The sequence below is a fragment of the Mesorhizobium sp. WSM1386 genome (assembly GCF_055901595.1).
Genome location: NZ_CM148373.1, coordinates 5,373,939 through 5,387,942, shown reverse-complemented (window position 1 = coordinate 5,387,942; position 14,004 = coordinate 5,373,939). Strand labels below are relative to the sequence as shown.

General features: G+C 62.2%; 15 protein-coding genes. 8 read left to right on the top strand and 7 right to left on the bottom strand.

Features of this window, described 5'->3' with window-relative positions:
• Nucleotides 1–114 precede the first annotated feature (114 nt).
• Nucleotides 115–777 (bottom strand): haloacid dehalogenase type II, encoded by a 663-nt coding sequence (locus AC0NIH_RS26545; RefSeq protein WP_023777942.1) that lies wholly within the window; start codon nt 775–777, stop codon nt 115–117.
• A gap of 154 nt (nt 778–931) precedes the next feature.
• Between AC0NIH_RS26545 and AC0NIH_RS26540 the strand changes: the two genes are divergently transcribed.
• The 4 genes from AC0NIH_RS26540 to AC0NIH_RS26525 all read left to right on the top strand — a co-directional run bounded on the left by AC0NIH_RS26540 (nt 932) and on the right by AC0NIH_RS26525 (nt 4,144).
• A complete protein-coding gene (locus AC0NIH_RS26540) occupies nt 932–1,810 on the top strand; it encodes a branched-chain amino acid aminotransferase (RefSeq protein WP_352713555.1) in 879 nt (292 codons plus the stop codon).
• A 176-nt stretch (nt 1,811–1,986) separates the two neighbouring features.
• Nucleotides 1,987–2,586, top strand: a complete 600-nt coding sequence (locus AC0NIH_RS26535) for a superoxide dismutase (RefSeq protein ID WP_473462645.1) — start codon at nt 1,987–1,989, stop codon at nt 2,584–2,586.
• Nucleotides 2,587–2,749: 163 nt separating this feature from the next.
• Nucleotides 2,750–3,187: a c-type cytochrome gene (locus tag AC0NIH_RS26530; protein ID WP_473462643.1), complete on the top strand. Its 438-nt coding sequence runs from the start codon at nt 2,750–2,752 to the stop codon at nt 3,185–3,187.
• Nucleotides 3,188–3,196: 9 nt separating this feature from the next.
• The gene (locus AC0NIH_RS26525) at nt 3,197–4,144 is read left to right on the top strand and encodes a cytochrome c (RefSeq protein ID WP_473462640.1); all 948 of its coding nucleotides are present in this window, start codon (nt 3,197–3,199) and stop codon (nt 4,142–4,144) included.
• A 7-nt stretch (nt 4,145–4,151) separates the two neighbouring features.
• Here AC0NIH_RS26525 and AC0NIH_RS26520 read toward each other — a convergent pair whose 3' ends face one another.
• From AC0NIH_RS26520 to AC0NIH_RS26510, 3 genes are all read right to left on the bottom strand, one after another.
• On the bottom strand, nt 4,152–4,541 hold the full coding sequence (locus tag AC0NIH_RS26520) for an SET domain-containing protein (protein WP_023777938.1): 390 nt from the start codon (nt 4,539–4,541) through the stop codon (nt 4,152–4,154).
• A 150-nt stretch (nt 4,542–4,691) separates the two neighbouring features.
• Nucleotides 4,692–5,318: a LysE family translocator gene (locus AC0NIH_RS26515; protein WP_473462638.1), complete on the bottom strand. Its 627-nt coding sequence runs from the start codon at nt 5,316–5,318 to the stop codon at nt 4,692–4,694.
• Between the two features lie 11 nt (nt 5,319–5,329).
• Entirely contained in the window at nt 5,330–7,438 is a 2,109-nt protein-coding gene (locus tag AC0NIH_RS26510; protein ID WP_473462635.1) for a S9 family peptidase, read from the bottom strand.
• 510 nt (nt 7,439–7,948) lie between these two features.
• On the opposite strand from AC0NIH_RS26510, the gene AC0NIH_RS26505 reads away from it, so the two are divergent.
• Nucleotides 7,949–8,374, top strand: coding sequence for a Ros/MucR family transcriptional regulator (locus tag AC0NIH_RS26505; protein WP_013896464.1), 426 nt, complete (start codon nt 7,949–7,951; stop codon nt 8,372–8,374).
• Nucleotides 8,375–8,473: 99 nt separating this feature from the next.
• On the opposite strand, the gene AC0NIH_RS26500 is transcribed toward AC0NIH_RS26505, so the two are convergent.
• Nucleotides 8,474–8,902 carry a SufE family protein gene (locus tag AC0NIH_RS26500; RefSeq protein WP_013896463.1) on the bottom strand — a complete coding sequence of 143 codons (429 nt, stop codon included), beginning with the start codon at nt 8,900–8,902 and terminating at the stop codon, nt 8,474–8,476.
• Nucleotides 8,903–9,058: 156 nt separating this feature from the next.
• Nucleotides 9,059–9,409 carry a DUF5330 domain-containing protein gene (locus tag AC0NIH_RS26495; protein WP_473462633.1) on the bottom strand — a complete coding sequence of 117 codons (351 nt, stop codon included), beginning with the start codon at nt 9,407–9,409 and terminating at the stop codon, nt 9,059–9,061.
• Between the two features lie 532 nt (nt 9,410–9,941).
• Here AC0NIH_RS26495 and AC0NIH_RS26490 point away from each other — a divergent pair.
• The 3 genes from AC0NIH_RS26490 (at nt 9,942) to AC0NIH_RS26480 (ending at nt 12,887) form a co-directional block, all read left to right on the top strand.
• The gene (locus AC0NIH_RS26490; RefSeq protein ID WP_473462630.1) at nt 9,942–11,690 is read left to right on the top strand and encodes a sensor histidine kinase; all 1,749 of its coding nucleotides are present in this window, start codon (nt 9,942–9,944) and stop codon (nt 11,688–11,690) included.
• Nucleotides 11,665–12,471 (top strand): peptidoglycan-binding domain-containing protein, encoded by an 807-nt coding sequence (locus AC0NIH_RS26485; protein WP_473462627.1) that lies wholly within the window; start codon nt 11,665–11,667, stop codon nt 12,469–12,471. Before AC0NIH_RS26490 ends, AC0NIH_RS26485 begins: the two co-directional genes overlap by 26 nt.
• Nucleotides 12,472–12,539: 68 nt before the next feature.
• Nucleotides 12,540–12,887: a DUF1491 family protein gene (locus tag AC0NIH_RS26480; protein WP_473462625.1), complete on the top strand. Its 348-nt coding sequence runs from the start codon at nt 12,540–12,542 to the stop codon at nt 12,885–12,887.
• On the opposite strand, the gene AC0NIH_RS26475 is transcribed toward AC0NIH_RS26480, so the two are convergent.
• Nucleotides 12,865–13,911, bottom strand: a complete 1,047-nt coding sequence (locus AC0NIH_RS26475; protein WP_473462622.1) for a hypothetical protein — start codon at nt 13,909–13,911, stop codon at nt 12,865–12,867. The genes AC0NIH_RS26480 and AC0NIH_RS26475 overlap by 23 nt on opposite strands.
• Between the last annotated feature and the right edge of the window lie 93 nt (nt 13,912–14,004).

Genomic DNA, 14,004 nt, shown 5'->3' with positions numbered 1-14,004 from the left:
GCGCGATAGGCGGTTCCGATTCTGGCCCGAACGTGGACAAACAAAGGCGAAGCTGTGACCGTCCCGCCACTGTGGCGCCATGGCCACAGCCTGTGACCGGCCACAGCCTGTGGCCTAGCCGCCGGATACAAGGGCTTCGAGGCTCGGCAAGATCAAGGCCGGCGGAAAGTCCCGGTATTCCTCGGGCTGGTTGGAACGGTTGATCCACACCGTGCGGAAGCCGAATTTGGTGGCGCCTGCGATGTCCCAGCGATTGGAGGACTGGAAGGAAACCGCGCCGGGATAGAGGCGCCAGCCGGTGGCGACCATGTCGTAGACCGCTGGATCGGTCTTGAAGCGCCGCACCGCATCGACCGAATAGACATCGTCCAGCACCTGGTCGAGCGCGGCGGACTTGACCGCGGCCTGCAGCATTTCGGGCGAGCCGTTGGAGAGGATCGCCAGCCGGGCGCCCGAAGCCTTGAGCGCTTTCAGCACCGCCGGCACTTCGGGATAGCAATCCAGCCGCCAGTAGGCTTCCAGCAGGTTCGCCTTGAGCCCTGGATCGGCCGAGGGCACTTTGCGCAGGGCGAAATCGAGCGCTTGCTCGGTCAACTGCCAGAAATCGGCATAGCCGCCCATCAACGTTCGCACCCAGGAATATTCGAGCTGCTTGGCGCGCCAGATTTCGGACAGCAACTGGCCGTCCGGCCCGATCTGGTCGGCATGGCGGCGCACCGCGGCATGCACGTCGAACAGCGTGCCGTAGGCGTCGAAAACATAGGCCGCGTATTGCATAGCGACAGTTTTGGGGCGAGCCGGGGCAAGGTGCAAGCCCCGATTGCATCGCGCCTGCCTCTGGCCTCAACAAAACTCCCCTATGCCGGTTGACGGCGCCGGCCAAAGCGTCATCCAATGCTGCCATACGATTGATCGGAACGGGAAAAACGCGATGACACTGGCGGCCGCAGCGCAATCCGCGACATGGACTTTCGTCGATGGCGACTGGTACGAGGGCAACGTCGCCATCCTGGGGCCGCGCAGCCACGCCATGTGGCTTGGCACCAGCGTGTTCGACGGCGGCCGCTGGTTCGAAGGCGTGGCGCCCGACCTCGACCTTCATGCCAAGAGAGTGAACGCCTCGGCCATCGCGCTCGGCCTCAAGCCGAACATGACGCCGGAGCAGATCGTCGGGCTGACCTGGGACGGCTTGAAGAAATTCGACGGCAAGACGGCTGTCTACATCAGGCCGATGTACTGGGCCGAGCATGGCGGCTACATGGGCGTGCCGGCCGATCCTGCCTCGACCCGTTTCTGCCTTTGCCTCTACGAATCGCCGATGATCCCGCCGTCCGGCTTTTCGGTGACGGTGTCGCCGTTCCGGCGCCCGACCATCGAAACCATGCCGACCAACGCCAAGGCCGGTTGCCTTTATCCCAACAATGGCCGTGCCATTCTCGAGGCCAAGATGCGCGGCTTCGACAACGCGATGGTGCTCGACATGCTTGGCAACGTCGCCGAGACGGGCACCTCGAACGTCTTCCTGGTCAAGGATGGTCATGTCTTTACACCGGCGCCGAACGGCACCTTCCTGTCCGGTATAACCCGCTCGCGCACGATAAATTTGCTTGGCGAGTATGGCTTCAAAACCACCGAAAAGACGTTGTCCGTGCGCGAGTTCCTGGAGGCGGACGAGATATTCTCCACCGGAAACCATTCCAAGGTGGTGCCGATCACCCGCATCGAGGACCGCAACCTGCAACCCGGGCCGGTGGCCAAGAAGGCGCGCGAGCTCTATTGGGACTGGGCGCATTCGACGACAACCGGCTGAGGCGCCGGTCCGGTCGTTTTGTCGCTGCCCGGTTCGCCACGGGAAAACCGTGTGACAGTTTTCCGGAACCCGCCTAGAAAGGGACCGGCGCTTCATTTCCGGAGTTGTTCCAACTCAATCCAGACCTATGTTAATCCGGTATCAACACCGGATTTTTCCACGAGGGAGTACCATCCATGGCTTTCGAATTGCCCGCTCTGCCCTACGACTACGAGGCCCTGCAGCCTTACATGTCGAAAGAGACGCTGGAGTATCACCACGACAAGCACCACAAGGCCTATGTCGACAACGGCAACAAGCTGGCCGCCGACGCCGGTCTTGGGGATCTGTCGGTCGAAGAGGTGGTCAAGCAGTCGTTCGGCAAGAATGCCGGTCTCTTCAACAATGCCGCGCAGCATTACAACCACATCCATTTCTGGAAGTGGATGAAGAAGGGCGGCGGCGGCAACAAGCTCCCCGGCGCACTGCAGAAGGCGGTCGACAGCGACCTCGGCGGTTACGACAAGTTCAAGGCCGACTTCATCGCCGCCGGCACGACGCAGTTCGGTTCTGGCTGGGCCTGGGTCTCGGTCAAGGACGGCAAGCTGGCGATCTCGAAAACGCCGAACGGTGAAAATCCGCTCGTCCACGGCGCATCGCCGATCCTCGGCGTCGACGTCTGGGAACATTCCTATTACATCGACTATCGCAACGCCCGGCCGAAATATCTCGAGGCGTTCGTCGACAGCCTCATCAACTGGGACCACGTCCTGGAGATGTACGAAAAGGCGAAGTGATCGATCGTCAGAAAAGCCCCGGCACTCCGGGGCTTTTCTTTTCCGCGTCGAAGTCACGCAATAGCAAAGGTCCGGCAGAAATCATTCAGGCGAAGGGGAATATTCCACCCGTCGCATCCGTTAACGTTTCGTCCCGAAATGCCTTCATCATGGAGCCAAATGAATGAGAAAGCTTGTCATCGCCATCTCAATGCTCGCCTTCGCCGGTTCGGCCGCCTTTGCCGATCCGATCCTCGATAGGCAGGCTCTGATGAAGGAGCGCGGAAAGATCGTCGGCGGCTTGGCGAAAGTGGCCAAGGGCGAGGAGCCCTTCGATGCCGCGGCCGTGCTGACGCAACTGCAGGCGCTGCAGGCGAATGCCGAGAAGTTCGACGCCGACGCCTTGTTCCCGAAAGGCAGCGATGCCGGCGACACGACGGCGGCGCCAAAAATCTGGGAAGACATGGCCGGCTTCAAGGCCACCGAAGACAAGTATCTTGCCGACGTCAAGGCGGCGGTCGCGGCGGCTCCCGCCAACGTCGACGCGCTGAAAGCGCAAGTCGGCGCCATCGGTTCGGATTGCGGCACCTGCCACCAGACCTATCGCGTGAAGAAGAGCTGATAGCGGGCAATGTCCCGGCTGAAAAAACTCGTCGGCGCCCTCATCATCCTGGGTGGCGTCGGCGCGGTTGCAGGCTGGGTCCTGTCGGCGCCGACGCCGCTGGACACGCAGGCCCTGGCCAAGCTTGGGCCTGGTGACGCAGTCAAGGGCAAGCGCATTTTCTACGCGGGCGGCTGCACCTCCTGCCATGCAAAACCGGGCTCGCAAGGCGATGCCCGGCTTCAACTGGTCGGCGGCCTCGAACTCAAGACGCCGTTCGGCACCTTCGTTCCCCCCAACATTTCGCAGGATCCCAAGGACGGCATCGGCGCATGGTCGATCGAGAATCTCGCCAACGCTATGCTGAAGGGCGTGTCGCCCTCGGGCCAGCATTTCTATCCGGCATTCCCCTACGCTTCCTACGCGCGCATGAATCCGGCCGACATTGCCGACCTTTATGCTTTCCTGAAGACCCTGCCCGCGGCCGCTGGCAAGGCGCCGGACAACTCGCTGGCATTCCCATTCAACACCCGACGTGGCATCGGCCTGTGGAAGCGCCTCTATCTCAGCGATCAGCCGGTCATTCCTCTACCCGATGGCACGCCTGAACCGGTGATGGCTGGCCGCTATCTGGTCGAGGGACCCGGCCATTGCGGCGAATGCCATACGCCGCGGGACTTTGCCGGAGGCACCAGGAAAAGTGAATGGCTGGCCGGCGCCGTCGCCGCCGAAGGCAAGGGCGTCGTGCCGAACATCACGTCGGGCGAGGGCGGCATCGGCAACTGGTCGGAATCCGACATTGCCAACTATCTCGAGACCGGCTTCACGCCGGATTTCGATTCTGTCGGCGGCGCCATGGTCGACGTGCAGCGCAACATGGCCGAGCTGACGCCGCAAGATCGGGCGGCCATCGCCGCTTACCTCAAGGCTGTACCGCCACATCCAAATGGGTATCCGGCGCGCAAGCCGGCGAGCTGACTATCGACTATAGGTGGCGGTCCCCCAGGAAATCAAAGCCCGTCTCGAAGAAGTGGTTGTAGTTGCAGGTCAACTCCTCGCCCGCTGCGATGTCGCGCAAGGCATAGGTTTCCTCAGGCGAGGAGACGTCGCAATTCGGCTCGTCGTCATGGTTCATGTAGCGGGCATCGTCCGCTTCGAAGACGATATAGGCCGGGTCGCGCCTGTCGGGGTAGGAATAGCGGTCGAGATAGTTCTTCACCGGCCCCGTCTCGCCCTCATAGGTTTCCACGTCGATGATCCGGTCGAACCTGGGGTCGAGCTTCCAGACCAGTGTGCCCTTGGGGATGTGGTTCTTGGCAAAGACGCCGATGCCCTGGATCGGCGATTTGTCGAGATAGACGTCGACGAGCAGCATAGTGGACCCTTGTGCGAGTATGGGCTCATCGCCCGGGAAAATCGTGCTTTGGGTAGCGCGCGACCGTCGCAATTGCGAGCGGAAATCAGCCGCTCGGAATTCAAAAAATCATGATCGTCGTGCCTGGCGGAAGATGCGAGCCGCCCGCCGTCAGCGCTGTTGCAAAGCCAGGCGAACACCCAAGGCGCAGTAGATGCCGCCGACAACCTTGCCCTGCCATTTCAGCACCGTCGGGTTTCGGCGCAGGAAGGTGCTGAGCCGCCCGGCGCTCACCGCAAAAACGACCGTGCTGAAAAGGCCGAGCAGAACGAAGATCACCCCGAGCGTCATCAACTGGAGCATCACCAACCCGTTTTCAGGCCGCACGAACTGAGGCAGGAAGGCGAGAAAGAAAAGCGCGGTCTTGGGATTGAGCACTTCGGTCAGGATAGCTTGCCCGAATGCCTTGCCGGCCGAGATCGCAAGCTTGCCGGCAGTCGGATCGGCGGGCGTCTTTTCGATGATCGCGCGGATGCCGAGATAAACGAGGTAGGCAGCGCCGATATACTTCACGACGCTGAACAGCGTCGCGGAGGTGGCGATGACGGCCGAGATGCCGACCATCGCCATGGCTGTGTGAAACATGTCGCCGGCCGCGATCCCGGCACCCGTTGCGATCCCGACCTTCGTGCCCGAACTCGTTGCCCGGGCAATCGTCAGCAGGGTGGCCGGTCCCGGAATAAAGACAAAGCCGAACACAACGGCGACATAGGCGATCAATGTGGACAGATCGATCATCGGCGGGTCTCCTAGGCAAGCTGAGCCTTGCCCGTCACCTTCAGTGTGAAGGCATAGGTATAGGCTATCTCTTCCAGGCGTGAAAACCGGCCCGAAGCACCGGCGTGGCCGGAATCCATGTTGATCTTGAACAGCACCGGATTGTCGCCGCTCTTGCGGTCGCGCAGCCGCGCCACCCATTTGGCCGGCTCCCAATAGGTGACGCGCGGATCGGTGAGGCCGGCGAGCGCCAGGATCGGCGGGTAGTCGAGCGCCGCGACATTGTCGTAGGGCGAATAGGCGGCGATCGTCCGGTAATCGTCGGCTGACGCGATCGGATTGCCCCATTCCGGCCATTCAGGCGGGGTCAGCGGCAGGGTCGCGTCGAGCATGGTGGTGAGCACGTCGACGAACGGAACCTCTGCAACGATGCCGCCGAAACAGTCTGGCGCCATGTTGGCTATGGCGCCCATCAGCATGCCGCCGGCCGAGCCGCCTTGCGCGACGATGCGGTCATGCGCCGTATAGCGCTCGGCAACGAGGTGGCGCGCACAGGCGATGAAGTCGGTGAACGTGTTCATCTTGTGCTCGCGCTTGCCGTCATCGTACCAGCCGTAGCCCTTGTCCTTGCCGCCACGGACATGAGCGATGGCAAAGACAAGGCCGCGGTCGACCAGCGAGAACCAGTTGGTGTTGAAGGCGGCCGGCACGGCGATGCCGTAGGAACCGTAACCATACAGCAGGCAAGGTGCGGATCCATCCAGCGGTGTGTCGCGGTGGTGCAGAAGCGAGATCGGCACCAGTTCGCCATCGGCGGCGGGCGCCATCAAGCGCCTCGTGACATAGTGGTCCGGGTCGTGGCCGGAAGGCACTTCCTGGGTCTTGAGCAGCACCCGCTCGCGGGTGCGCATGTTGTAGTCGAACACCTGCGACGGCGTCGTCATCGACGAATAGGAAAAGCGCATGGTCTCGGTGTCGTATTCGTACGACCCTGAAAGGCCGAGCGAAAAGGCTTCTTCATCAAAAGAAATCAGGTGCTCCTCGCCATTCGCGCGATTGCGCACGACGATGCGCGGCAGGCCCTCCTTGCGCTCGAGCCGGACCATATGGTCTTTGAAGCCGATCACCGACAGAATCAGCCGGCCCGGCTCGTGCGGCACCAGCTCCTGCCAGTTGGCGCGCACCGGATCGCTTGCCGGCGCCGTCATGATCTTGAAGTCCTTCGCCCCGTCCGCATTGGTCAGGATGAAGAAAATGTCGCCGCCTTCCTCCAGCTCATATTGAAGGCCGGCCTCGCGCGCCGAAACAAGCTTGGGTTCGGTAAAAGGATCGCTTGCGCTCAACAGCCGGTATTCCGAGGTCTCGTGATCGTTGATGCCGATCATGATCCATTCGTTGTTGCGGGTGCCGTCGACATTCATGAAGAAACCGGGGTCGGTCTCCTCATAGATCAGGCGGTCGTCCTCAGGGTTCTGTCCCAACGCATGGAACAGCACCTTCGACGGCCGGTGGTTGGGATCGAGACGGGTGTAGAAGAACCCGTCATTGCCGGCGTCCCACACACCAGATCCGCCTGTGGCTTGTATCTGGTCCGCCAGTTCCTTGCCATCGGCAAGGTCGCGCACGCGCAGCGTGTAGAATTCGGAGCCCTTGTCGTCGAAGGCCCACAGCAGCTTGGCGTGGTCGGCCGAATGATCGACGCCGCCGAGCCGGAAATAGGCCTTGCCCTCCGCCTCCGCGTCGCCGTCGAGCAGGATCCGCTCGGTGCCGCCGTCGCGCGGCATGCGGAAGTAACGCGGCTGCTCGCCGCCAAGCTTGAAGGAAGAACCATAGGCATAGGGCCCGTCCTTCATGGGGACGGAAGAATCATCCTCCTTGATGCGGCCCTTCATCTCCTTGAAGAGCTGCTTCCTAAGGCCTGTCGTATCGGCCATCAGCTTCGACTGGTAGGCGTTCTCGGCTTCGAGTTCGGCGCGTATCCCCGCATCGAGCAGGGAAGGATCCCGGAACATCTCCTGCCAATTGTCGGCCCGCAGCCAGGCATACTCATCTGTTCGCGTGATGCCGTGATGCGTGTCGGTAACCGGCCGCTTCTCGGGCACCGGCGGGCTGACGGATGGAAATGCGGAAGTCTTGGTCATTGCGTCTCGCTGTGCCCGTGTCTCTGGTCTTTGCCGGCCCGTCTCATGCGACCGTATTCGCGGCTTGGCAAGTGGCCAATCGAGGCGGCCGGCCGGCGGACATCTCGCCTGGTTGCCTTGCGCGAAAAAGACGATCAGCAACCTGTGGTTTTGTGGACAGATGTGAACAACCAAGGTTGCAAGCGCGATGGCTAAGCAAATCCGAGCATTCAAACCCGTTTCGTGAGTTATCTCGAATGTAACGGCGAGCTGACGCCACGTCAGCCTTTGCCCGTTTGGCCGAAAAATATCGAAAAATTACATGATGCACGAAAGATTGAAGCTGAACGACGAATAGTTGATCAACATTCGTAAATATAATGCAGTGAGTGAATTGACTTACTTGAGCCATGGCCGCATTGATGTGCCCGCGACACGAATCGCAGAAGCTCTACCTGCACAAAATTCGTGCAACGCCCTGCCTGCAAAAATGGGCACAATCGACGTCACTCTTGTTGGGGCCTGAAGACCATGGATATTGTCGAATCACCTTCCCGAAACAATGAAGCGCTGATCGAGCTCACCGCCGATGTGGTGGCTGCCTATGTCAGCAACAATCCGGTGCCGGTCGGCGAACTGCCGAACCTGATATCCGATGTCCACGCTGCCCTCGGGCGTGTGGGCGGAACCGCCGAGCAGCCCCCTGCCGACAAGCAGAAGCCGGCTGTAAACCCGAAGCGTTCCGTCCATGACGACTACATCGTCTGTCTCGAGGACGGCAAGAAGTTCAAGTCGCTCAAGCGTCACCTGATGACCCACTATGATCTGACGCCGGAGCAGTATCGCGAAAAGTGGAACCTCGACCCGAGCTATCCGATGGTTGCCCCCAACTACGCGGCGGCCCGTTCGCAGCTCGCCAAGAAGATGGGCCTTGGCCGCAAGCGCAAGGCGCGGTAATCGCTCCTCGTCAGGCCTAACCGACATCAACGGCGCCTTCGGGCGCCGTTTGATTTTGCGGCTTGGTAGACGGGCAGAGGATGTAGACGGACAGGGTATTCAGGCGGTCTGTTCGAGCGCCATCTCGGCATCGCGCTTGATGCGCTTGACCATCGAGCGGAGGCCATTGGCGCGCTGGGGCGACAGGTGTTCGTCCAGGCCGAGCGCCTTCAGCGTCGCTTCGGCATCGGTCTTCTGGATTTCGCTGGCGGTCCGTCCCGAAAACAGCGCCAGCACGATCGCGACCAGTCCGCGCACGATATGGGCATCGGAATCGCCCCTGAACGCAATGACCGGATCGGGACCCGGTCCCCGTTCGGTGGTCAGCCAAACCTGGCTGACGCAGCCGGGCACCTTGTTGGCGGCGTTGCGTTCCTCATCGGGAAATGGAGGCAATGCTTCGCCGAGTTCGATGACATAGCGATAGCGGTCCTCCCATTCGTCAAGGAAGGAGAAGTCGTCGCGGATCGTCTGGATCGAGGCCGTCATGACCCGGATATAGTGACCCGGCGGCGCCGCGTCACGGAAAAAACCCCAGCGGCGCCGCGTCACGGAAAAAACCCCAGCGGCGTCGCGTCACGGAAAAAACAAGGACACCGCGGGCGTCGAGAGGGCAGACGCCCCGCGGTGCGCCGTCGAGACGGCTTAATTCTTTACCGGCACGTTGACTGTCTCGGGCAGCACGATGTTCTCGGCCACGCTGCCGGTCATTGTCGAAGTGTCGGGGCCGGCGGATTTGTCGTCCAGCATCGCCGCCGCGATCTTGGCGGTCTCCTTGGCGCGTGCCGTGATGGTGTGCATGGCGGACTTGCCGGTTTCGCAGACATCGGGCTTGCGCTCGCAAATGCCGGCAATGTCACCGACTGCGTCGCGTGCCGCGAACAAGGCCTGGATCGGCCCGACGCTTTCCTGCCCTGGTTCGTCCGAACCGGCAGTCAGGGGCAGCGCCAGCAGCACCAGGGAAAACCAGAAAGCCATTCTTATCAGGAAGAACATGCCTTGCCTCTCGTCGTGACCGGACCATGCATCACATGGCATGACCTCTTTATGGCAGGATGTTGGCACACAGGCACGAAGGACGGCTTGCGGGTCATCCGACAATTTTCCTCAAATTTTAGGCAAATTCGAAACGAAGCATTTTGCGATTGATTTGTCTCATATTGGGGCGATTTTCGTTACCGGACAATAACCATTTATCTGGCTGTTTCCATTGCGCTTTTCTAAAACTCGAGCGTTTTCGTGCCCACCCCTGGTCCACTGGGGGCAGGCGTTCCCGGATAACCCTCCATTTACTATGGCGGCATTTGCCCGGGTTTTCGACGGCAAGCATCCCGATATTTGACACAGGCCGGGCTTTGGTCGGGCCTGCCCTTATCCATTCCTTAAACGCTGGATGAGAGTTTCAGAGCCAATCAAAACAATCTGCGGAAGCAGAGCTGTTCACGACGAGTGCGAGTGCGTTGAGTTGATGCCGATCAAGGCCAGATACGCTGAATTGCCTGGCGCGATTGCCGCCGGTTGCGAACGTATGGTCCATCCCTCCATTCTCGGTCAGGGCGACCGCGAGCGCCAGCGCCGCTTCATCGGCGTCATGCTGGCGGCGCCGTTCTTCGCAGCCGGTGCCGCGGTCACACTGGTTACATCGGGCATGGGCGCCGCGGTGACCATGGCCGCCATCTTCGCGGCCTTCGGTCTGTGCTGGTTCATCGCCCTGCTGGCGGCGGCGACCGGCAAGATGGCCGTGGCGGCACGGATCGCACTGGCGATGGCGGCTGTTGCGCTTGGTGGCCTTATCAGTGCCGCCGGCGGCTTGAGTTCTCCTGTCGCCATGCTTCTCGTGGCGCTGCCGTTCGAAGCCTGGTGGATCGGCGCCTCGCGGCGTGCGGCGCTATGGGGCGCTGCCTCGGCCGTCGTCGCCATTGCCCTTCAGCCGCTGTCCGCGGCCTTCCTTCCATTCGCGGGCGCGCAGATCGCCGCCTGGCATTGGCTGATGCCGCTGGCCTGGGCGCTCACGGTCGTGCCGCGCATATCAGCGTTTCGCGACACCGCCGATGCGGCCGATAGAGCCGATACGGGGGATCGGCTGGAAGATATCATCGATGCGGTGGTCCTGCGCGTCGCTCGCCATGGCGAAGTCCTGGACGCCTCGGCCAGGGCACGGACGCTTTTGAAATTGCCGCCGGAGTTGCTTTCGGGAACCGGCTTCTTCGACCGCGTCCATCTGTCCGACCGTGTCGCCTATCTCAGCGCCTTGGCCGACATGCGCGATGGCGCCCTATCGCGCCGCGTCGAACTGCGCATCAGGTTGCCCCAGAACGGCAATGGCCAAGGTGACAATCGCCTGATGGCTGACAATTATCGGCCGTTCGCGCTCGAACTGATGCGCGGCGAGGAGCAGGGCGATGTCTTCACGCTTGTCCTGCGCGAGAATGACGAGACCGCCCGGCTGCGCGAAGAACTGGCGCAGGCCAATGAGGCGGCGGCCGCCGCCGAAGTGGCCAAGGGCCGGTTCCTGGCGGTGGTGAGCCATGAACTGCGCACGCCGTTGAATGCCATCATCGGCTTCTCGGACATGCTGCTGCACGAGATGTTCGGCGCCTTCAAGGACCCGCGCCAGAAGGAATATGTCGGCCTGGTGCGCGATTCCGGCCAACATCTGCTGGCCGTCGTGACATCCATACTCGACGTATCGAGGATCGAATCGGGCGCCTACGCAACGGAACCGGAGCCGTTCCGGTTCATGGAAGCCGTGGAAATGTGCCAGTCGATGATGCGGCTGCAGGCGCAAGCCAAGAACATCGACCTGCAGACGCAGATCGCGCCGGACGCCGGCGATATCAACGCCGATCGCCGGGCCGTGCAGCAGATCCTCATCAATCTCGTTTCCAATGCGGTCAAGTTCACGCCTGATGGTGGCGATGTCGTCGTCGGCGCCAAGCGGATCGGCTCGCGTCTGCATTTCTGGGTCAGGGACACCGGCATCGGCATCGCCGAGGAGGATTTCGCCAATCTCGGCAAGCCCTTCATGCAGATCCAGAACGACTATACCCGCCGTTTCGAGGGCACCGGTCTTGGCCTTTCCCTGGTGAAGGGCCTGGTGGCGCTGCACGAAGGCACGATGTCGATCGAAAGCATGCCGGGCGAGGGCACCACGGTGACCATCAGCCTGCCGGTCAACGGGCCGAAGGGGCGCCCAGTCAATCAGACCGGAGTGCTGACGATGCCGGTGATGAGGGCGAAAGGGGACAGGGATGGCTCGCTCCGCAAGACGGCCTAAGGCGGTCAAACGCCGCAGCAATGCCTTTCAGGACGGCGCCATTGCCGTCGGCGGCATGATTTCGCGCAATCCTGTCCTGGTGGGCGGATCGACGGCATTCCTGGTGACGCTGTTCTATGTCTCGGCGAATGCGCTGTGGTATCAGCCTTTCCCGCATGCCGGGGCGTTTTTCGCCACCCGCAGCTTCCAGGGATTTCCGCATACGGCCGCCGACGAGCCCGAGACCACGATCAACATCGTGCGGCCTAATGCGGCGCCCGCCCCGATCAAGGGCGATCCGGTGGTCGAGCAGGTGCAAGGCATATTGAAGGACCTCGACTTCTATTCCGGCACGGTCGACGGCATTTCGGGCCCCAATACGCACAAGGCCATAGAAGCCTACCAGCAGAAGGTCGGGCTCAACGCCTCCGGCGAGATCGACGCGCTGCTGCTGGATCAACTGGGCGCGACGCCGAAGACCGCCGCCGTGCCGAAACCGCAGCCGCGTCCGGGCACGCCGGCCGCCGTTCCGGTGTCTTTGCAGACAGGTTCTGGGCAGACAAGTTCTGGGCAGAATGACTTGGAGACGAATGCAGCGTTGCAGGGGCCTGATCCTCGCATCGTCAAGATCCAGGCCGGACTGAAGGCGTTCGGCAATGACGACATGCAACTGGATGGGGTCGTCGGCGCCCGCACCAAGGCGGCGATCAAGGAATTCCAGTCGCTGTTCGGGTTGCCGCAGACTGGCGAACCCGATGAGATCGTCTACGTCAAGATGCGCGAGATCGGCCTGACTAACTAACGGCGAAATGACGGCTCGCCGAGCCGCGGAAACAGCGATACATAGCCCGCACGCTTTGCGGAGTTTTCATGCGCGTCACATCGGATCTCTGGGTTTCGGCCCTGTTGCGCCGGATTTTCAGCGCCGGCGGATTTGCCGCCGTGGTCAAGCGCGGGGCGACCGAGGCAGGTGCTGTTTTCGTGCTGGCGCGGGACAGGATGGGTGAAATGGCCCTCTATGGACCGGCGCCGCAGACCAGCTACGATTCGGCCAGGCCCGACGACCGCTTCTTCACCCTGCTTGCCGCCGGCAACGATGCCGCCGTGCTCGACGCGCGCCTCGAAAGGGAAAAGAAGTTCGATCCCGACATTTGGGTGGTCGAAATCGAAGCCGGCGCCGTCTCCGTCGAGGAGCTTATTTCCGTGAAGATGCCCTGAGGCCGGAGGACGTCACGGCATCGTCGCTGTTCGACGCCGTGCGGCTGTCGCCGTTTGCAGGCGCGGCCTCGCGAACCGCTTTATGCAGCATTTCGGCCTTCCAGCCCCGCACCCTCTCCAGCGCCACGTCGCGATGCAGCAGCCGGTAGCGGTCGAGGTAGGTGCGGATCGCCTGCGGATGCGGGAACAGGCCGGGATAGACGGCGACCGTGATCAGGAATGCCCGGTCCTCGCTGAAATCGAGCGAGCGCAGCGCCGCAAGCAGCGGGGCATAATTCTGGTTGGCGGTCAGCGATCGTGCGGTCGAGAAATCGATGTCGAGGGCATCCGCAAGGGCGGTCTGGAAGAAGGCGGCGTTTCCCGTCAGTGCCGTCTCGCGCAGTTTGACATAGGTATCCGAGCCAGGGAACGCATCGACCTGCGCCGCCAAGGCCTCGTCGCCGGTGCGCATCATGGAGCGCAGCCTGCGCCGTGCGTTCTCGGCGGCAATGCCGGAGGCCTGTTGTGCTGCCGCACTGTCTTGCGCCACGTCCGCGGTGGCGGCGGCCGCGATCGGCGCCGTCGGCGCCGTTGGAGCTTGCGCCTCTGGATCGCGCACGCGCACCAGGGTCGGTCTTTCAAGCGCCCTGATCAGGTCGGCGATGGTCGGGTTCAGATCCTTGCGCCGCGCGATGGCGCGTGCGTGCGGCAGGCCATGCCGGCCGATCAGCGCAATGAGGTCGATGTCACTGACTGCGCGCGAGCGGATGAGCAGCGGCGCGGCGACGTCGACCGGTTCCTCGCACAGGCGGCGCACCAGCGCGGCGGGCGCATATTCGCATTCGGAAAGGGCGGCTGCCACGTAGCGTCGCGATTCAAGGGACACATCGTCGAACAGCGGCAGCGTCAGGTCCTCGAGCTGGCCGATCTCGCGGCGGGACGGGCGTGTCAGCGAGCAGAATGCCGACACAGCGGCGCGGAACAGCCTTTCGGCCCTTCCCGATTCCGTTCGAACAGCGATTTGCCTGAAGTCCGAAGATGACACGAAGGATACGCCCGATACTCGATACACACTTGGCCACGCTCAACCGGGCTGTGCCGGTTTCGCGATTGCCTCGGTCAGAACGTGCTGACCTCG